The organism is Syntrophobacterales bacterium (assembly GCA_031274925.1).
Taxonomy (GTDB): domain Bacteria; phylum Desulfobacterota; class Syntrophorhabdia; order Syntrophorhabdales; family Syntrophorhabdaceae; genus PNOM01.
The window spans coordinates 16,990-35,336 of record JAISPL010000002.1 but is presented as its reverse complement, the minus strand read 5'-3'; the positions used below and the strand labels follow the sequence as shown (position 1 = coordinate 35,336).

Sequence of the window (18,347 nt, the reverse complement as noted above, 5' to 3'; positions counted from 1 at the left end):
ATAAGCTTGCATGAGTATCACCCAAGCAGGCGGAAGGGATCACTAAACAGTACCCCCCTTCCTCAATATGATGGGTGAGTAAACAATCAGGCGGCCATAAAGATGTCGCGCTGACAGCGAGAGCGCAAGCGTAACTTCGAACCGATAACTTAAGTAAAAACCATAAGCCCGTCAGGGATAACATAAGCCCTGACGGGCTTAATTTATCTGATAGTAGTACCTTTCATTCGCTTACCCAATTGTTAAGGTATGGTATTCTGCCTAAAATATCAGCGCGCCTTTCATTTACTGTCCATTCCGTTGCCCCAAGCGTCATGGTTTACCTGAATATCAGTACACCATCATTTACTATCCATTCCACTGCCCCAAGGCCAGGGAATGAGAGCTATCCCACGGTAATGGAGACGTGCGCGGGTGAGTCCCCGGTACCTTTTGGGCCATGACCTTACATGGCCTTAAATTATGATCAGCTGTGGGGGGGGATCTGTCGTGTGCGAGTTAAAAGTTTTCCTCAATAGAAAAGTCCGCGGTTCAGGATAAGCGGGTTTGCGCGGCAGAAAGAAATAAAGCCGTGTTCTTCGCATAACGGGAGGTATGCTCCCGCAGATATTCATTGTACTACTGGCGCTTTTCTTTTCAGTTTTGCCTCATATAGATAAAGATACGTTCTTTCTAGACGCAGGCCGGAAGATAGATGTGAAATACGGTTCCCGCGCCCTTACTTGAATCTACGGTGAAAAGCCCATTGTGACTGGTGACAATGGAGTGGCTTATTGCAAGCCCCAGCCCTGTGCCTTTTGTGTTTCCCATTTCTTTGGTGGTAAAATAGGGATCAAAGATCCTCGGGAGATCTTCGTCCGATATGCCGTCGCCCTGGTCCTCTATCGATATTTTGACATAGTTTCCATCTGGAAGAGGGACCGTGTCATACGCTTCAAGCTTAATATTCTCCGCCCTTACCGTAATGACGCCGTCCTCGGGCGTCGCTTCGCGGGCGTTCATCACGATGGTCTGAATTACTTCCCCTATCTGCTCTTTATTGACTTCAGCCTGATACAAATCTTCGGCAATAAGGATGGCGCATTTCTTACCTGATCCGTTCATCGCCCGGTCTGTCCACTCCTGAATGACCGGTTTCAATGAAACCGCCGTCCTTTTATAGCCGCCTTCTCTGGAATAGGCGAGGAGCCTGTATATCAAATCCCTGCCCTTCATCGTGGCGTCTTCCGCATCCGTCAATCTCCGGTGAATCTTATTTTCCGGATCAATAAGCATCTTGGCCAGGGAGATATTGCCTAAGATGACAGATAGGAGATTATTGAAATCATGGGCGACGCCTCTAGCCAGAGTGCTCACCGATTCAAACTTCCTGAGCCGCTGCATCTGTTCTTCCATTTTCCGCTGCCACGTAATGTCGCGAAACACGATCACGACCCCGAGAATGGCGCCATCGTTATCCTTAATCGGCGCGCCGCTTAAAGCGATCACGCTCTCGGATCCATCCCTGCCGACGAGAATCTGAGTCCGCTCAAGGCCCTCCGCATCGCCTGCAATGGTCGCATCAACCGGATTTGCCGCAGGCATCTTCGTTCCTTCATCTATACTGCGGAAGATTTCGGCAAGACCACGACCACCTGCCTCCGCCTGCGACCACCCTGTAAGCGCCTCCGCCGCCCTGTTGATAAGGACGACGCTACCTTGCCGGTCCGTGGTGATAACGCCGTCCCTGATGGAGCGAAGGGTCACGGCAAGACGTTCTTTTTCCGTCGAAAGGGTTTTCTCGGCGGCGGTACGGACGATGATTTCGTGCTGGAGATCATGGTTGCTTTTCACGAGCCGCCGCTCGCTTTTCTCAAGAAGCTCTTTGGATACGGTGGTATCGGCCAATTGGCGCACCATGCGGTTGAAATCCTGGGCTAAGGTTCTTACCTCGCCCGACATGGATGGTTTTACCGATACGGAAAAATCACCTTCAACAACTTTCTGGGTCGCCACCCTGAGTCTTGTGATTGCTCTGGAGAAATAGAGGCCGACCCCAAAGGCGATAAGAGAGACAATTACAATGCCAAATCCCATGGAAACAATGCCAAACCATTTGAAGGACTGGAAAATTCTGTCGCTGGCCGCGCCCAAGTGTTCGACGGTCTTGCGGTGTACCGCCTCCGCGTCTCTTATAGGGTCGCTGAATTCCTCCATAGAACCGCTCACGCCGACGCTTAGATGCACACCGTCGCCTGTTGGCTGTCTGACGGGAACGACATATATATACTTCTGCCTGGTCTCTTCGCCGGACTTTCTCCACCCGTAATATCCGCTTGCAGGCTTTCCTCCCTTGCGGCTCTCCCGTATGATGGCCCAAAGGGCAGGAAAATTACGCTTAAGAATACCGGTCCGCATGTTCTCAAGCCTCTTCTCTTTGTGAAAACGGATTATGCCCGTATGGGTCTCATGGAGGGACGTATATCCTGTCCGCCCGAAAGACTGGACTGCAATCTTGCGGAACTCTTTATCGTTTTGGAGGTCCTTGAGGGTCATATAAGGATGACTCCCAAGGATCAAAGTAATCTGTAACGAAACATCCCGCGCCTTCTGCTCCACCAGGGTCCCTACGCTCTCCCTGAGAAGAACCTCACTGTGGGACCATTGTTCATCGTAGGCCCGCTTTATGGTCTGCCGGATCTCGGGATGGAACTCCCTGTAGTACTTCTGAATCAGGATGGCAAAAATAAGGATCGGAATGAGTCCCGCCACAAAGGTCATTAGAAAAAGGCGGGAGCTGAACTTCTCAGGCCATAGTCCTGGTATACGCATAGCCACCTCCCACCATGTATAAGCCGCAAATGGCGGTGCGTCCGGTTTAAAGCGCCGGCGCCGCCTTTAGCATACCCTCTCCAAGGACACTGGTTTACTTGGAATAGCCTATCATAAGCGCACTCTGACTGTCTAATTTAATTATTCTTAAGGAAGCGCTCAAGGATTGCGCATGGCGCAGGTGCGGACCACGGGGCGAGGCGGGCGCGAGACGGCGGGTGACCCGAGACGATGGGCGATGGGTCTTTCACGGGCGGTATGTCGCGATATGTCTTTCGAGGAGTCTCGCGGATGTGTACATGTCTCGCGTCCTCGGACCCAATCAAAGTAAAGATTCTCGCGGAAGGAGGCGTCTCGTAAATGGCACGGGTCATAGTCATATAGTCATAAGGCGGATGACCGCGTCCGAAATTAAGGCATTGCAATTGACAATCCTTACGGGTTAATATTAGTGCCGTGCATCGTTTCGAGTCACTTACGGGAAAAGCCCTTCTTTTTCTTTCTTTTATCTGGCTCCTGTGGTTTCTGAATTTTACGGGACGGGCCATCTTCGCGCCTGTTCTTCCCCTGCTGGAAGACGAGTTTCATGTAACTCACGGGAGGGCAAGCAGTATCGCCGCCCTAATCTCCGTGGGATACGCCTCAAGTCTTTTCTTTTCGGGCGTCTACTCCAGTCTGTTCGGTCCAAAGAAAGTCATAGTCATATCCCTTATGGCCACCACATGTATCTATCTGTCCATGCTTCTTGTCAAAAGCTTCACCGCCCTCTATTTCCTCGGATTTCTTCTGGGCATGGCAACAGGCATGTATCTTCCCAACATGATATATATCATTACGGAATACTATTCAGAACCCATATGGGGACGGGTCATCGCCATTCACGATTCGGCGGCCTCCATGAGCATTTTCGGATCGCCATTTGTGGTCCTTTTCTTCATGTCTTTTGTCTCGTCATGGAGAATCATGTTTGCCCTTCTTGCCATTGTCTATTTCGTGTGCGCCGTGATCTTTGCGCTCAAGGTCGAAGGGTCTCAGGCGGAACAGGCAGATAAAAAAAAGCAATATTTCCAAGTCACGCTCTTCAAGAGAAAAGCCCTGTGGCTAAACGGCATTATATGGATCTTTGCGGCAGGCGCCAATCTTGGCCTCTATTTTATTATCCCTCTCTATCTCACGAAGGAGCTTGGGATTTCCATGGGCGAGGTCAACGCCACCTTCGGTCTTTCCCGATTAGGCGGGGTGGTATCCTCCATTGTCGCGGGATTCTTCGCCGATCGGGTGAGCCTCCGGAAGACCACTTTTACCCTTCTTTTGGCAACCGGCGCCCTGACCGTCCTTCTCGCCGTATGTGACGTACGCTGGATCAAGATACTCCTATTTCTTCAAGCCACCATCGTCACAGGGTTTTTCCCGGTCTCCCTCGTCACTGTTTCGAGAATGTTCAACAAGGAAGAACGAGGGCAGGCCATGGGATTCGTAATAACCTTCGGTTCTGTCTTCGGGATTGGGATTATACCCTATCTTCTCGGATTGTCGGGAGACTTTATGAGTTTCAGGGTGGGAATCCTGGCGCTCGGCGTGATGACGGCATTATCAAGCGTCCTTATTATACCGCTTAAAGGATTGAAGTAACCAGAGGCGAAGCGGCGGGGCAGCCTCCACCGATGTCGCAAGCGGTCCGCCCGGCCGCCCCGCGCGGGCGTCCAAATCTTGTATCCAATTGCCACAGAGACCCGAATAATACTTATAGATGGAGATTTTCACCAATGCCGCGGACGGTCAAACCCTCTTAAGCCCTCCCAAGGGCGCGGAGTAGGGGCGCGTGAGGCCAAGCGGCGCGTGAGGCCGGCGCAAAGTATCGCTCAAGGATTGCGGCAATGGGGGATTGGGGGCTTAACCTTCTAAAATTCCGCGCCTGTCTTCTTGCGGTTGTCCGGTCCTTATGCCTTTGAAGCTTTTTGTTGGAAAATAGCGTATATGCTATAATAATTCAGGAATAAAAGCCATGCGTATGATGAACGATAAGGAGGCTTGAAGATTCTCTTATGAAAAAGATTTTTTTAATTTTTATTTTAATGGCCCTTATGTTTATAACGCCTGTTTTTGCCGGTGATGATGAGGATCTGGCCAGTATTTCAAGAATTGGCGACAAAGACGTACAACGGGACTATAAAGGCAACATTTCAAGAATTGGCGACAAGAATGTACAACTGGACTATAAAGGCAACATTTCAAGCATTGGCGATCAGAACGTACAGCGCGACGGGTTTGGCAAAGTCACAAGCATTGGCGATCAGAACGTACAGCGCGACGGGTTTGGCAAAGTCACAAAAATTGGGGATCAGGACATACAGCGCGACGGGTTTGGCAAAGTCACAAAAATTGGCGACAAAGACGTACGAAATGACTATCGGGGTAACGATAAAAAAAGTGATGACAAAGACACAAAGAGCGACAGTTCAAGTAGCAGTAGTAGCAGCAGTAGCAGCAGTAGCAGTAGTAGTGCAAGTAGTAGTACAAGTAGTGACGATAACGACACGTGGTCTTCAAGTTACAGCAGCGCCACAAGCAGTGACGATAAATACGTACGGAGCGGCAGCTACAGACACGCTGCAAAATATGACAGGAAAGCGCAACGTATACGGCGCAACAACGAAGATGTAAAGTGGTTTGCAAGGCTTTTGAGCCATAGTCATTATAGTGTCATTATAAAAAGCGTACAGTATGATGGTCTTGGCAACATTTCAAAAATTGGCGACCAGAAAGTACAGTATGATGGTCCCGACAAAATTACAAAAATTGGCGATCAGAAAGTACAATATGATAAATATGGCAGGGTCACAAAAATTGGCGCTCAAAAAGTACAGTATGATAAGTATGGCAACGCTACAACAAGCGCAACAATTGACGGCCACAAAATACAACATGACAGTTCCGGCAGAATTACCGCAATTACGACAATTGACGGCGAAAAAATAGAGTATGATCGTTATGGCGACATTGCAGCCATTACACTGATCAGCGGCGACAAAGTACACTACGACATGTATGGCAGCATTGCCGCAATTACGACAATTGACGGCGAAAAAATAGAGTATGATCGTTATGGCGCAATTACGACAATTGACGGCCGGGAAGTACAGTATGACATGTATGGCGCCGTTACAACGATTGGCGGTCTTGACGTACGGGTACGGTATGATGAGCGTTCCGGTAAAGTTTTAATAGTTACCGCCCCGCTCGCACAGTATGATAATTCTGGCAGGGTTATAAAAAGCGACGGCAAAAATGCACAGCCTGCAAGCTTTAACATAATTACAACAATTAACACGTTTTACGGCGAAGTGCAGCACGATGGCTCCGGCAAAATTGCGAAAATGGACGGCGAAAAAGTATACTATGATAAGTATGGCAACGTTACAAAAATTGGCGGCCACAACGTACAGGTATTTCTTAATGATCGTTATGCCAACCTTGCAGTGGGTACCTGCCCATACCCCCAGTGTGATCGTAAGTTAAAGGATAGAGGCGACAGCCCCTGATGCCTTACAGGTGTGGAGCGGCGGCGGCCGTGAGGCTCCGGCTTTAAGCGGGCGCAAGATATTGTTATTGCGGAGTGGTGGAATGAAAGCCATGCTCATGATCAACGATATTAGTGAGGTTTGAAGATTCTCTTATGAAAAAGATTTTTTTAATTTTTATTTTAATGGCGCCTATGTTCATAACGCCTGTTTTTGCTGCCGGCGGTAATGATGATGCTCTGGCCGGCATAGGGGGCATTAAGCGCGATACTTCCGGCAAAACCGCAAACAGCGGCAACCAGGATATGCCGCCCGGGTCTGGCGCAATTACAACAAATTACGACCATCAGGAACTGACGATACACTATGACAGCGCCGGTAACGTCGCATACATTGGCGACGAAAAAGTGGAGTATGACGGTTCCGGCAAAATTGAATATATTGGCGACGAAAAAGTGGAATATGACAAGTATGGTAAAATGGCGGACATTGGCGACGAGAAGGCAGTGTATGACAGCTCCGGCAACGTCGCATACATTGGCGGCCGAACCGTACAGCATAACAGTTCCGGTAAAATTACATACGTTGGCGATGAGAGAGTGGAATATGACAAGTATGGCAACATTGCATACATTGGCGATGAGAAGGTAGTGTATGACGGTTCCGGCAAAATTGAATATATTGGCAATGAAAGAATAGAATATGACAATTATGACAGACTCAAATACATCGGCCACGAAAGGGTGCACTATGATACTGTTTCCGGCAAAATCATATACATTGGCGGCCGAACCGTACAATATGATGACAGCTCCGGCATAATTGCAGGAGTCAATGAAGACGACCTGAAAAAAACAGAACTTAATAAGTATGTCGGGATTGCAAAAATTACCGGCGTAAGGTATGGCAGGTATGGCAACATTGCAAAAATTGGCGGCAAAACAGTACAGAATGGTATGCGCGGTAAAATTATATCAGATGACGGCGCCATAATGCCGCATGACGGGTATGGCATGATTGCATACGTTGATGACGTAAAGTATGACAGGTATGGCAGGATTACAAACGTTGACGACATACAGTATGACAAGGATGGCAGGATTACAAAAATTGGCGGCAAAAAAGTGCAATATGACGGCGCCGGCAACGTCGCAACGATTGGCGGTCACAAAATGCAGTATGACAGTGCCGGCAATATTACAACAATCGATGCCAAAAACGTACAGTATGACAGCGCCGGCAACGTCGCAACGATTGGCGGCCGCGACGTACGGGTATGGTCTTATGCGCGTTAGGACGACCCAAAAATTTTATCCGAAGAGGGTATCAACAAAAAATGATGATTATAGAGCTAACTTACAGAACATAACCATGTGATATAATAATATTAACAAAGATTATTCTACCGTGCGTAAGGTTACAATTTCCATTTATGAATTTTTCAAGCTATATCCGGACGAGATGTCGGAAAAACTCATCAGCACAACATAGCGCAAGGCACATCCGTCTATACCGATGAATTCAGAAGCTATCGCGGCATAGCTGGTTACAACCACGCCGCTCAATCACTCCGCCCAGGCAGTTCGTTCGTCCTGAAGGCATATGTTGAGTCTTGAGGCGCGGACTCTTTGGCAGCGAACAGATCCACCTTCGCAGGTATGGGCGTATGGGCTTACGGATCGTGAGCGACAGGCTGTATTAAAGGGAATTTGGGGACTGCAAGGTACATACCGCTTGACAAGATTGATGCGCCTCTGCATACAATAATACAGATAAGAAATTTTCAAGGCATTGACTGCTTGATAACTTAAGGAGGTAAATGATGGCTGGCCCTTATGTTTATCCTAATCCAACGTCACAGATTGGCAAACCCCATGTGGCGGACATAGCAGGAAATTACCTGGGGGAATGCGTTTCCCTGGTGAAGCGTTACATTCCGGAGCTGAAAAACCGTAGCACAAGTACGTGGACTAAAGGTCCGAACGTTATAGAAACTCTTAAAAATGGCGGGACGATCATGGAAGGTACGGCCATTGCCACATTTGTAAATGGGCGTTTTGTAAGCGGGCATGGTCATGCTGCGTTTTTTGTTGGGTCTTTTGATGATCCAAATCCCGAGCAAGGTACTCCCGGGATACGCATCATCATCGTTGAACAGTTCAAGAACAGTGTTCGCATCATAGAGCGCAAACTCTTCAATCGCGGGAAAAATGCAGACGGAAGCTATGTTAACCCCAGTAACAACGGTGAAGCCTTCTCAGTGATCCTGTGAACGCAAAGACTCTGACTTGTGCGGCGCTGGTGTTTATAGGGCTGCACCTTGTGATAGTCCGTGCGACAGCCGCTGAATTGTCCGTCAAACAATGCCCGTCCCGGTTGACCGTCAAGCAAAACATCTCGTCTTCCGCAGAGGATGGATGGAAAGCTGTCGACAGCGAAGAACCCCTGCCGGCTAAATATATTGTTATCTCCGCAGGAGAATATCCGGTTAAACAAACAGGGTTTGAGGTTCCGACGGAAGAAAAACTGCATAATGGAGAGAGAACCGTCTATTACGATCATGTTAATGAGCCGAATTATTGGGCTGTATGCGGATATTCCGATTCCAGAGTTGTTCTGGTGCAAAAACTCCCTGAAAACGCTGTACGTTGTGAGGTTAAATACATAAGCGATGTTACGGTTCCTGACGGGATAACGATCAAGTGTTTTGACACGCCAAGAGCGAAGGAGTGATGCTCTTAAAGGCGCTTTGTAAGTTAAATATATAAATCCCAAAACACTTCCGCTTAAGCAGTAAGCGGAAGTACATATCAATGACTGTATTTATGAATCTTCTGTTATCATCCGCAATCCCGCCCATTGCCTTTTTGTCCAGTATATGTGGTTCCAGCAGCGGACATGTTCCGTCGGCTATGTCATGTCGATGCATCTTACGCTGACATAAGAATATCACTCCTTCTTTAATCTCTGCGGGTCTAATTCCCCGCCCCTTGGGGCGCTTGCCTAATAGTAGTCGTAAACCCCGGGATACCCCGCACCGCACACTGTCTCCTGGGCGAGGCCTGAAGATGTTCTTCTGGCGGACGAGGCTGGTATCGGTCTTAATATCGCGTATTATAGCAAGACATTTAACATACTTGGCCAAGGCGCTTCAAAAAGGGGGTGATGATTTTTACGCTCGGAGTATGGTATCATTATCTTTGATGAAAAACGATTTTTCTTTCAGACACGGTATTCTTGGGATGGGCGGACTCATTTGCTTCATCGCCGCAGCTTTGTGTTTAAGCCCCGCGGAACTGTTTGCGGAGGATTACGCTGCCGCGCTCAAAAGGGCAAAGGCGGAGGACAAAGCGCTCGTCCTATATTTTTACAGCAAATATTGTCCCTATTGCGTAGCCATGGAAAGGGATGTATTGGCCGACAGGGAGATTGCAAACATCATGAAGTTTAAGGTCGTGTCGCTCAGGATAGATGTTGAAGCGAGACCTGACCTTGCGACGAAATACGGCATAAGGGGCTATCCCAGCACCTGCTTTATGGAGCCGTCCGGAAAGGTCATCATAAGGGTCCCTGGATATGTCGATAAGAAGGAGTTTGGAATCCTTCTCGAATACGCAAAGGAAAAACATTACAAGACCACGGCCTTGAGAGATTATCTGAAAAAGGCGGGTGTAAAGTTTAACTGATCATGAAGCCTGGAAAGGCCTTGCCGAAAGGCCATTACGCGCTTCAGCCGAAAACGGTCCGAAAACTATGGAAATTTCTCTTCCAGTAATTAGCGTCCAAATCGTCCACGGCGATCCCCCTCGATTTTGAGGCGTGAATGAACTCCTTTCTGTTCACCATGATGCCCACGTGGAGTTCCCGGTTGATCTTAAAAAAGACAAGGTCGCCCGGCTGGACCCAGTCTCTTGACACCTCTCTTCCCTCCACGATGAGACGATCCGTCGATACGGGCAGGGTGATACCCGATTTTTTGTACACATAGTAGACGAACCCGCTGCAATCAAAAGAATCGGGACCCTTTGAGCCGCTCCTGTACGGGCTGCCGTGGAGACTTACCGCTGTCTGGATGATCTCATTTCTTATATCGGGAGAGCCATTGTAAAGCCTAACCTTCCTGGGCGTGCCGCACGCGGAGATGAGAATGGCGACAAGAAGGATGAGCGTGGACAGAATTACTCTTTTTCTCATATACCACCTTATATGTGTTGTTTTACCAGTTCCACCACGCCCATTAATGAATCGGCGTATGAGGCGTGTGCAAGATGAGGGAGGACATGTTCGGTGGGGTGGAACCCGATAGGCAGCGCGACCGCCTTGAACATGTCCGTATCTCCTTCGCCGTCTCCCACTGCACAGGCCTCTTCCCGTGATAGCCCCATTTCCTCAAGAATTTTCTCCACGAGACTCCCTTTCTTCTCATAATCCACATTTATTCTGATACCACCCGTCAGGATCCCATTTTCGGCAAGGAGGTCGTTCGAAATCGCCATATGGATTCCAAGGTCATGCCTTACTTTTTCCACAAGAATGGAAAGACCCGTAGAGATCATTACGGTATGAATGCCCATTTTCCCGAGCGCCTCCACCGCCTCTCCTGAGCCCTCATGGTAGGGGATCTCGTCCACCACCTCTTTTACTTTGGATACCGGAAGCCCTTTCCAGAGAAGGGCATCCCTCCGGCAGAATTCATGGTAATCAATCTTGCCGCTTATGAAAAGCTTCTGATACTCTTCTGCATTGTTGTTCCAGAGATTGAGCCTTCGGTGGAGATATTCCCAACTGCTTCTTACCCTCGTCAGTGTGCCGTCGCAGTCGAGGAACGCGATTTTCACTGCCATTTGCTTTATATATCACCAAAGCAAAAAAAAATCTACCCTTTGGTCCGGTGAAAACTTATAATAGGGCATGGAAATTGTCGACGCCCACACCCATATTTTCCCGCCTGAGATTATAGCAAGGCGTGCTTCAATCGCGGCGGCGGATGAAGGATTCGGGAAAATATATGCAAACCCCGGGGCGGCCATGGCGGACCATACGTCACTCCTCAAGTACATGGAAAAAGAAGGGGTGGCCGTCTCCGTCGTGTGCGGCTTTCCTTTTGCGGACAAGGGGTTGATCACCCTTATGAACGACTACATTCTTGATACGGCCCGGACGTATCAAAATATAATACCTCTTACCGCCGTCAATGTGAGGCGGAAGGATGGGGCCGCAAAGGAAGCCGAAAGGTGCCTGAATTTGGGCGCAAAGGGCATCGGAGAAGTGGCGGTCTACGAGGGAGGCTTAGGTCGGGATGAGCTAAAGAGACTCGACGAGGTAGCCCGGATCACGGAGGCGAAGGGCGGGGTGCTGATGCTCCACATCAATGAACAGGTGGGCCATCATTACGACGGAAAAATGCCCATTGATTTCGTCGAGGTGTCGAAGTTCATTGGCAACCACAGGGATCTGAATATAATACTTGCCCACATGGGGGGCGGACTCTGTTTCTATGAGTTCATGCCGGAGATACGGAGGGCGTTTTCCGGCGTATTCTACGATATGGCGGCAATACCCTACATCTATTCTCACGAGATCTACAGGTTTATAGATGCTTTCCTTCCCGATAAAACCCTATTCGGTTCTGACTACCCCCTCCTTTCTTTAAAGAGATACGAGGCGGGCTTGGACGCCATGGACAGGGAGGCTAAGGGTAGCGTCCTCAAAAGAAATGCATGGCGGGTCTTTGGGCATGACTGATTGGGACGCCTGCTACAGGATGGGCGGTTATGATAAGGGGGACGATCCCCATGCGCTGCTTGTACGCCTGCAATCGCTCATACCGGAAGGACCCGTTATTGATATTGCAGCCGGGAGCGGGAGCGACGCTCTCTTTCTTGCGGAGAAAGGCCGCTTCGTGTGCGGCCTTGAGAGATCGCGTGCGGCCCTCATGATCGCCCGGTCAAAAAGCATTGCCATAGGTCGTGAGATCGGCCTTGTCGCAGGAGACGCGACGGTCATCCCGTTTAAGGTAAATTGCGCTGCAGCCGTCACGGTCTTCTATTTCCTCGACAGGAAGATCATGGGCCAAATCGCGGATCTTCTCAGGAAAGGCGGTATATTGATATATGAGACGTTCCTGAAGAGGCAGAACATGATTGACCGCTGGCGCAATCCTGAACACCTTCTGGACGATGGGGAATTGTTATACTGGTTCGGCGCCCTTGAGCTCCTCTTTTACCAGGAGATCATGACTGACAAGGCGGGGAAGAAAAGAATAATTGCGCAGTATGCGGGGAGGAAGATGTGATTGTTGAGTGGGACCCGGAGAGGCCCAGGAAAAAGACGACGGAGCTTATCAGGGAGACCCTTCTTCTTGGCGGTATTGTTGCGTACCCCACTGATACCTATTACGGGATCGGGTGCGATCTTTTCAACATCAAGGCAATACGGAAACTCTATGCCATCAAGCGGCTGGACAGCCGGAGGGCGCTCAGTATCATCTGTCGGGATCTCAAAGAGATAAGCGCTTACGCCGTGATGAGCGATTTTGCCTTTGAAACGGTTAAAACGTACCTGCCAGGGCCATATACCTTCGTGCTCAAGGCTAAAAAGATCATGCCTAAACTCATGATGACTGAGAGAAAAGAAGTGGGCATAAGGATCCCCGACCACCCGGTGCCGCTCGCCCTGGACGGACTGATAGAGAGGCCCATCATAAACACCAGCGCGAGGATTGGGGGAGACGATATTTTTTCCGACCCGAGACAGATCGAGAAGGTCTTTCAGAGGAATGTGAGCATCATTATCGACGGCGGCATCATACCCGGAGAGCCATCTACGGTCATAAGGATTGCAGACCATGAGATTGAGGTTTTACGGGAAGGCAAAGGCCGGCTGACAACCCCTTAAAGGCCCCCAAGGTTCCGGCGGTCACACATACGCGCGAGTGGCGTAAAGAAAAGCCTAAAGCCGGTTAAAAAAGAGTTATATTTTTGAGGTTTGAACCCTTAGTCTTTCGCTGCTCTAACGGGCTAACAGCTAAGGGCTAACGGCCGCTTTTTCTGCGGCGCCTGCCAGGCGCTATACCGTTATTTCTAATCCTCCCCGTCCCATGCCCCATAATCTGCGCCCTCTTCCTGCATCGCATCTTCCACGGATTCCCCAAACCCTTGGCCGAGTTCGTCCCCCAGTTCGCGCTCCATCCGTCTCGCGGCGCGCTCTATGCTAACCGGGTCGTTCTCATCCAAATCGGAAAACTTTGAGGGATCAAGGAGGCTCTCCATACGCCGTTCCTCGCTTTTCAATACCGCGACCCTGGAGATTAACTTCTTCATGTCCTTGCTGCCGCACGTCTTGCAGAAAGGAACTATTTCTTCCGAAACGCGCAGAAGCAAAAAGGAGGAGACCCGTCCGCAGGCTTCGCACCGGTACTCATATATGGGCATATCCGTTCCGCCTCCTTAGAGATAAGGGCATTTAGGGCCGTGCCGCTTAATTCTCTATTATATCGTGTAAATCTTGGGAGTTCAACCCGTCCCGTATCATCAAAGTCCAACAGTATCTATATCTATCTATCTTTATTTTTCTCCCAAAAATAAAAGCTGTCGCTTAAATCGCCAAACGCTGCCTGATCATCCGTAATATCATCGCGCAGAATGCCTCCATGATCGTTTTTTAGGACGCGCCCTGACATAAACCGAAGATCCAGACCGGCTTTATTGCAGGCGAAATTGATCGGAAAGCAGAACCGGTGCACACTCTCTGTGAGTACATAAACCAAGACTGCCATACCAGGAGTTGCTGCCAAAGCCAGCGAAATAATGAACCTTCGGGTTAAGCCGGAGATGAAAGCGCGCCTTATCCTGGTAGCCGCGCCATGCCACACAGACCTGACAGAATTCGTGACGCGGACCGCGCTATGTGAGGCGGAAGAGTATTTAAGTTGTCGGAAAGAGACGGTCTCCTTGTCCTTGATCTGCCTGAGAACCCGCCGCCGGCCAATGCCAAACTGCGCGCTGCTATTGCACGATACCGAAAATTGTTAATAATTTACCTTTTCCTGGACATTGATGGTTTTGCTGGAGTGAGGATAAGCCTTCGTCTCCCGGGCAGGCTTTCACGGGACAGAAGCGGGCTTTCACGGGACAGGAAGGTCAGCAACGCCCCTTTGTATGCCTGCCTTGAGTAAAACCGGACATTGACGCCATACTCTTAATGGGCTACACTGTAGCTCACCAGGAGGTAAACTATATATGGCTATAAACTCGGTGGTCCGTGCGCGTATCGACGAGCGCATTAAAGAGGAAGCTGAGGCCGTGCTTGCTGCAATCGGGCTTACCGTTTCTGACGCTTTCCGTATGATGATGATCCGCATTGCAAAGGAAAAATGTTTGCCTTTCGAACCTCTCGTTCCCAATGATGACACCGTCGAAGCCATGAAGGCTACCCGTCGAGGCGAGTTCATTACAGCGGGCGTTCCTGATCGCCTGCTTGAAAAGCTTAAGTAAGAGAGATTAGGCGAACGGCCCGCTTCAAGCGGGATTATAAGAGGGAAAAATCAGGGCGGCAGCGGAGCCAGGATACTTCACATATCAAGGGAATACCCTTGCGGATTTGAGAAATCTTCAGGATCTTAAGAGAGAGAGGTAGAAAATAATGATTGATAACCGAAAAGAACAGGAACGGGCGGAACTGCACCGCACGATATGGAATATTGCCAACGACTTGCGCGGGAGCGTAGACGGTTGGGACTTCAAGCAATATGTCCTCGGTATGCTTTTCTACCGCTATATATCGGAAAACCTTTCCTCTTATATCAATGAGGGCGAACACGAGGCCGGAGATATGACTTTCGATTATGCCGCGCTTGCTGATGCTGACGCAGAACAGGCCCGTGACGACCTTGTTAAGACAAAGGGTTTTTTTATCCTGCCAAGCGAACTTTTTGAGAACGTGCGGAAACGCGCTGCCACAGACGGGAACCTGAACGAGACGCTTGAAAGCGTCTTTAAGGATATAGAATCTTCAGCGCATGGAACGGACAGCGAAGGAAATTTTAAGGGGCTGTTTGATGATATTGACGTAAACAGTAACAAGCTCGGCGGGACCGTTCTAAAGCGTAACGAGCGGCTTGTTAAGCTGATGAATGGTGTTGCTGATATGAAGCTCGGTGATTACAAGGACAACACCATTGACGCTTTCGGCGACGCATACGAATTTTTAATGGGTATGTACGCCGGAAATGCAGGTAAAAGCGGAGGCGAATACTACACGCCGCAGGAGGTTTCCGAACTGCTGACCCGTATCGCCCTTGTGGGAAAAACCGAAGTAAACAAGGTGTATGACCCCGCTTGCGGAAGCGGCTCACTCCTTTTGAAATTCGCTAAAATATTGGGTAAGGACAATGTCCGGCGAGGGTTTTACGGGCAGGAAATCAACATAACGACTTATAACCTGTGTCGTATCAACATGTTCCTGCATGATGTGGGTTTTGATAAATTCGATATAGGGCACGGCGATACGCTTACCGAACCGCTTCACTGGGACGACGAACCGTTTGAGGCAATTGTTTCCAATCCTCCGTATTCCATCAAATGGGCGGGCGCCGATAACCCCACATTGATTAACGATGCGCGCTTTTCACCGGCCGGGGTGCTTGCGCCTAAGAGCAAGGCTGACCTTGCCTTTATCATGCATTCGCTGTCATGGCTTGCCACAAGCGGCACGGCGGCGATCGTTTGTTTTCCCGGCGTCTTTTATCGCGGCGGAGCGGAACAGAAAATTCGTAAGTATTTGATAGACAATAACTTTATCGACTGCGTGATTCAGTTGCCGGACAATCTTTTTTATGGCACGACCATTGCCACTTGCATTATGGTTTTAAAAAAATCGAAAAGTGCCAACAGCACCCTTTTTATAGACGCAAGTCGTGAGTTTATCAAAGTAACGAACAGCAATAAACTTACACGGGAGCATATTGATAATTTGGTTGCCGTATACGCAAGCCGTGATTCAAAAGTGCATTTTTCACGACTTGTACCGAACAGCGAAATCGCCGAGAAAAATTATAGCTTGTCGATTAGCACATACGTCGAGCAGGAGGACACACGAGAAGTCGTTGACATCCGAGAACTAAATGCTGAAATCGAGGAAATAGTATCTCGCGGCGATGTTCTGCGTCGTGAAATTAACGCGATTATTGCAGAGATTGAGGGTGGACAATAATGCCGAATCTTGACCGCCTGATCTCTGAACTCTGTCCTAACGGAGTTGTGCATAAGCCGTTGAGCGAACTGGCACAATACTCAACTACAAGGATTTCTGCTCAAATGGTGAGCGCGGATAATTATGTCGGTGTTGATAATCTCTTACCCGATAAGGGCGGCAAGGATTTATCGGGTTATGTACCCGAATCGGGTATGCTGACTGGATATGAGCAAGGCGATGTGTTAATTGGAAATATCAGACCGTATCTGAAAAAGATATGGCTTTCTGACCATGTAGGCGGCACAAACGGCGATGTGCTTGTAGTACACATTACTGAAGAGGACATTTTAGCTGATTATCTATATTATGTGCTTTCATCTGACCGCTTTTTCGCCTATGCCACACAACACTCAAAAGGCGGAAAAATGCCGCGAGGAAGTAAGGACGCAAATATGCGCTATCTTATCCCCATTCCTCCGCTACCCGTACAACGTGAAATTGTCCGTATTCTGGACAATTTCACGGAGCTTACAGCGGAGCTTACAGCGGAGCTTACAGCGAGAAAAAAGCAATATGACTTTTACAGAAACCGACTCTTGACACATAACTTCGGGCCAACTTGGCCCGAAGTTATAATGCAAAAGCTGGGTGATATATCTAGGATTACATCCGGTAGAAACATTGATAAACAGCAAACAGGCGATTTCCCCGTGTATGGTTCTACCGGGATAATTGGATATACTGATAGTCCCGTTTACAATGGAGAAAAAATACTTGTAGCAAGAGTTGGAGCCAACTGCGGATTCGTTCACAAAGCAGTCGGTAATTATGATGTGTCAGATAATACTTTGATAGTCGATGTAGAGCAAGGTGTGAATTTGCAATATGTTTATTTCTACTTGATAAATTTTGAGATAAACAGATTCGCCAAAGGCGGTGGACAACCACTTATTACAGCGGGGCAAATAAAGGATTTTATCATTCCGTTTCCCTCGACGATTATACAGGAGTGTATTGTAACAATCCTTAATCGTTTTCACTCGTTGACTACCGACATCACAAGCGGCCTCCCCGCCGAAATCGTAGCGCGGCAAAAGCAATATGAATACTACCGCGATAAACTGCTGACCTTTAAGGAGGCTGTGTAATGAGCGATAATCAAGGATATGTTTATATTTTGACCAACCCAAGTTTTGTGGACGATTGGGTGAAAATTGGAAAAAGCTCACGACCCGTTAACGTCCGCAGTAAGGAGCTTGACAATACGGCTGTCCCACTTCCATTCAGTATATGCGCTACGCTTAAAACAGCAAAATACAATGCGGCAGAGCGTTTTATTCATAAGATGATTGACATGGTAGCGCCTGATATAAGGATTAGAAAAGGTCGGGAGTTCTTCAATATTACTCCGCGAAAAGCGTATGACATACTTGTGCTGTGTTCGGAACAATACGATGACGCAGAAGTAGAAATATTTGACGAAGATTTGCTGGATGAAATAAATGTGCAGAATAACGGTAAATCTCAACCCCACTTAGAGCGTTCAGCGAGGCTTACTTTTGAAATGCTTGGAATACCTGTCGGAGAAAAACTCGCGTTTTACTCTGATAGTAGCATTACCGCTAAAGTGGTTGATAAGGGCAGTACAGTAAGAGTCGATGACCTTGAATTGTCCTTATCTGCGGCTGCCAGATATATCAACGAAAAGTTGGGAACCGCTAATCAGAGCGGCGCATATCAGGGCGGTCTATGGTTCAAATACAAGGGGGAAACACTGACTGATATGAGAAAACGGTTAGGGCGGTAATCCACGCCTCATTA

At 48.7% G+C, this 18,347-nt stretch carries 20 protein-coding genes; 15 read left to right on the top strand and 5 right to left on the bottom strand.

The window, feature by feature from the left end; genetic code table 11:
- Positions 1-672: 672 nt before the first annotated feature.
- A complete protein-coding gene (locus LBQ00_00280; protein ID MDR2017323.1) occupies positions 673-2,811 on the bottom strand; it encodes a PAS domain S-box protein in 2,139 nt (712 codons plus the stop codon).
- A 456-nt stretch (positions 2,812-3,267) separates the two neighbouring features.
- On the opposite strand from LBQ00_00280, the gene LBQ00_00275 reads away from it, so the two are divergent.
- Positions 3,268-4,443, top strand: a complete 1,176-nt coding sequence (locus LBQ00_00275; GenBank protein MDR2017322.1) for an MFS transporter — start codon at positions 3,268-3,270, stop codon at positions 4,441-4,443.
- 413 nt (positions 4,444-4,856) lie between these two features.
- Complete coding sequence (locus tag LBQ00_00270) at positions 4,857-6,353, top strand: hypothetical protein (GenBank protein ID MDR2017321.1); 1,497 nt, start codon at positions 4,857-4,859, stop codon at positions 6,351-6,353.
- Between the two features lie 343 nt (positions 6,354-6,696).
- Here the strand turns inward: LBQ00_00270 and LBQ00_00265 are convergent, their stop codons facing one another.
- Positions 6,697-7,002: a hypothetical protein gene (locus LBQ00_00265; GenBank protein ID MDR2017320.1), complete on the bottom strand. Its 306-nt coding sequence runs from the start codon at positions 7,000-7,002 to the stop codon at positions 6,697-6,699.
- Between LBQ00_00265 and LBQ00_00260 the strand changes: the two genes are divergently transcribed.
- The 4 genes from LBQ00_00260 (at position 6,983) to LBQ00_00245 (ending at position 10,018) form a co-directional block, all read left to right on the top strand.
- Entirely contained in the window at positions 6,983-7,627 is a 645-nt protein-coding gene (locus tag LBQ00_00260; GenBank protein ID MDR2017319.1) for a hypothetical protein, read from the top strand. The two genes, LBQ00_00265 and LBQ00_00260, sit on opposite strands and share 20 nt — an antisense overlap.
- Before the next feature lie 527 nt (positions 7,628-8,154).
- Complete coding sequence (locus LBQ00_00255) at positions 8,155-8,604, top strand: BPSL0067 family protein (GenBank protein MDR2017318.1); 450 nt, start codon at positions 8,155-8,157, stop codon at positions 8,602-8,604.
- Complete coding sequence (locus tag LBQ00_00250) at positions 8,601-9,065, top strand: hypothetical protein (protein MDR2017317.1); 465 nt, start codon at positions 8,601-8,603, stop codon at positions 9,063-9,065. The genes LBQ00_00255 and LBQ00_00250 overlap by 4 nt, the downstream gene beginning before the upstream one ends.
- Positions 9,066-9,535: 470 nt before the next feature.
- Positions 9,536-10,018: a thioredoxin family protein gene (locus LBQ00_00245; GenBank protein MDR2017316.1), complete on the top strand. Its 483-nt coding sequence runs from the start codon at positions 9,536-9,538 to the stop codon at positions 10,016-10,018.
- Between the two features lie 43 nt (positions 10,019-10,061).
- Here LBQ00_00245 and LBQ00_00240 read toward each other — a convergent pair whose 3' ends face one another.
- A complete protein-coding gene (locus LBQ00_00240) occupies positions 10,062-10,526 on the bottom strand; it encodes a C40 family peptidase (protein MDR2017315.1) in 465 nt (154 codons plus the stop codon).
- A gap of 8 nt (positions 10,527-10,534) precedes the next feature.
- Positions 10,535-11,176, bottom strand: a complete 642-nt coding sequence (locus tag LBQ00_00235) for an HAD family phosphatase (protein MDR2017314.1) — start codon at positions 11,174-11,176, stop codon at positions 10,535-10,537.
- Positions 11,177-11,243: 67 nt separating this feature from the next.
- Here LBQ00_00235 and LBQ00_00230 point away from each other — a divergent pair, with 67 nt between their 5' ends.
- Genes LBQ00_00230 through LBQ00_00220 form a run of 3 tightly spaced genes read left to right on the top strand, consistent with a single transcriptional unit; the run spans position 11,244 to position 13,229 of the window.
- Positions 11,244-12,077, top strand: coding sequence for an amidohydrolase family protein (locus LBQ00_00230; protein ID MDR2017313.1), 834 nt, complete (start codon positions 11,244-11,246; stop codon positions 12,075-12,077).
- Positions 12,070-12,627 carry a methyltransferase domain-containing protein gene (locus tag LBQ00_00225; GenBank protein MDR2017312.1) on the top strand — a complete coding sequence of 186 codons (558 nt, stop codon included), beginning with the start codon at positions 12,070-12,072 and terminating at the stop codon, positions 12,625-12,627. The genes LBQ00_00230 and LBQ00_00225 overlap by 8 nt, the downstream gene beginning before the upstream one ends.
- Complete coding sequence (locus LBQ00_00220) at positions 12,624-13,229, top strand: threonylcarbamoyl-AMP synthase (GenBank protein ID MDR2017311.1); 606 nt, start codon at positions 12,624-12,626, stop codon at positions 13,227-13,229. Before LBQ00_00225 ends, LBQ00_00220 begins: the two co-directional genes overlap by 4 nt.
- A gap of 185 nt (positions 13,230-13,414) precedes the next feature.
- Here LBQ00_00220 and LBQ00_00215 read toward each other — a convergent pair whose 3' ends face one another.
- A complete protein-coding gene (locus LBQ00_00215) occupies positions 13,415-13,765 on the bottom strand; it encodes a zinc ribbon domain-containing protein (protein ID MDR2017310.1) in 351 nt (116 codons plus the stop codon).
- Positions 13,766-14,140: 375 nt separating this feature from the next.
- Between LBQ00_00215 and LBQ00_00210 the strand changes: the two genes are divergently transcribed.
- The 6 genes from LBQ00_00210 to LBQ00_00185 all read left to right on the top strand — a co-directional run bounded on the left by LBQ00_00210 (position 14,141) and on the right by LBQ00_00185 (position 18,333).
- Positions 14,141-14,365, top strand: a complete 225-nt coding sequence (locus LBQ00_00210; protein ID MDR2017309.1) for a DUF1778 domain-containing protein — start codon at positions 14,141-14,143, stop codon at positions 14,363-14,365.
- Complete coding sequence (locus tag LBQ00_00205) at positions 14,263-14,508, top strand: hypothetical protein (protein MDR2017308.1); 246 nt, start codon at positions 14,263-14,265, stop codon at positions 14,506-14,508. Before LBQ00_00210 ends, LBQ00_00205 begins: the two co-directional genes overlap by 103 nt.
- A 64-nt stretch (positions 14,509-14,572) precedes the next feature.
- Positions 14,573-14,827, top strand: a complete 255-nt coding sequence (locus LBQ00_00200) for a type II toxin-antitoxin system RelB/DinJ family antitoxin (GenBank protein ID MDR2017307.1) — start codon at positions 14,573-14,575, stop codon at positions 14,825-14,827.
- Positions 14,828-14,975: 148 nt separating this feature from the next.
- Complete coding sequence (locus tag LBQ00_00195) at positions 14,976-16,544, top strand: type I restriction-modification system subunit M (GenBank protein ID MDR2017306.1); 1,569 nt, start codon at positions 14,976-14,978, stop codon at positions 16,542-16,544.
- Entirely contained in the window at positions 16,544-17,674 is a 1,131-nt protein-coding gene (locus tag LBQ00_00190) for a restriction endonuclease subunit S (GenBank protein MDR2017305.1), read from the top strand. Before LBQ00_00195 ends, LBQ00_00190 begins: the two co-directional genes overlap by 1 nt.
- On the top strand, positions 17,674-18,333 hold the full coding sequence (locus LBQ00_00185) for a GIY-YIG nuclease family protein (GenBank protein ID MDR2017304.1): 660 nt from the start codon (positions 17,674-17,676) through the stop codon (positions 18,331-18,333). Before LBQ00_00190 ends, LBQ00_00185 begins: the two co-directional genes overlap by 1 nt.
- Positions 18,334-18,347: the final 14 nt, after the last annotated feature.

What these genes read in the sequence shown, in the direction of transcription:
- LBQ00_00280 (MDR2017323.1), bottom strand. Translation starts at nt 2,811, where the DNA reads ATGCGTATACCAGGACTATGGCCTGAGAAGTTCAGCTCCCGCCTTTTT.
- LBQ00_00270 (MDR2017321.1), top strand. Translation starts at nt 4,857, where the DNA reads ATGAAAAAGATTTTTTTAATTTTTATTTTAATGGCCCTTATGTTTATA.
- LBQ00_00255 (MDR2017318.1), top strand. Translation starts at nt 8,155, where the DNA reads ATGGCTGGCCCTTATGTTTATCCTAATCCAACGTCACAGATTGGCAAA.
- LBQ00_00245 (MDR2017316.1), top strand. Translation starts at nt 9,536, where the DNA reads ATGAAAAACGATTTTTCTTTCAGACACGGTATTCTTGGGATGGGCGGA.
- LBQ00_00240 (MDR2017315.1), bottom strand. Translation starts at nt 10,526, where the DNA reads ATGAGAAAAAGAGTAATTCTGTCCACGCTCATCCTTCTTGTCGCCATT.
- LBQ00_00235 (MDR2017314.1), bottom strand. Translation starts at nt 11,176, where the DNA reads ATGGCAGTGAAAATCGCGTTCCTCGACTGCGACGGCACACTGACGAGG.
- LBQ00_00230 (MDR2017313.1), top strand. Translation starts at nt 11,244, where the DNA reads ATGGAAATTGTCGACGCCCACACCCATATTTTCCCGCCTGAGATTATA.
- LBQ00_00225 (MDR2017312.1), top strand. Translation starts at nt 12,070, where the DNA reads ATGACTGATTGGGACGCCTGCTACAGGATGGGCGGTTATGATAAGGGG.
- LBQ00_00215 (MDR2017310.1), bottom strand. Translation starts at nt 13,765, where the DNA reads ATGCCCATATATGAGTACCGGTGCGAAGCCTGCGGACGGGTCTCCTCC.
- LBQ00_00210 (MDR2017309.1), top strand. Translation starts at nt 14,141, where the DNA reads ATGAACCTTCGGGTTAAGCCGGAGATGAAAGCGCGCCTTATCCTGGTA.
- LBQ00_00200 (MDR2017307.1), top strand. Translation starts at nt 14,573, where the DNA reads ATGGCTATAAACTCGGTGGTCCGTGCGCGTATCGACGAGCGCATTAAA.
- LBQ00_00195 (MDR2017306.1), top strand. Translation starts at nt 14,976, where the DNA reads ATGATTGATAACCGAAAAGAACAGGAACGGGCGGAACTGCACCGCACG.
- LBQ00_00190 (MDR2017305.1), top strand. Translation starts at nt 16,544, where the DNA reads ATGCCGAATCTTGACCGCCTGATCTCTGAACTCTGTCCTAACGGAGTT.
- LBQ00_00185 (MDR2017304.1), top strand. Translation starts at nt 17,674, where the DNA reads ATGAGCGATAATCAAGGATATGTTTATATTTTGACCAACCCAAGTTTT.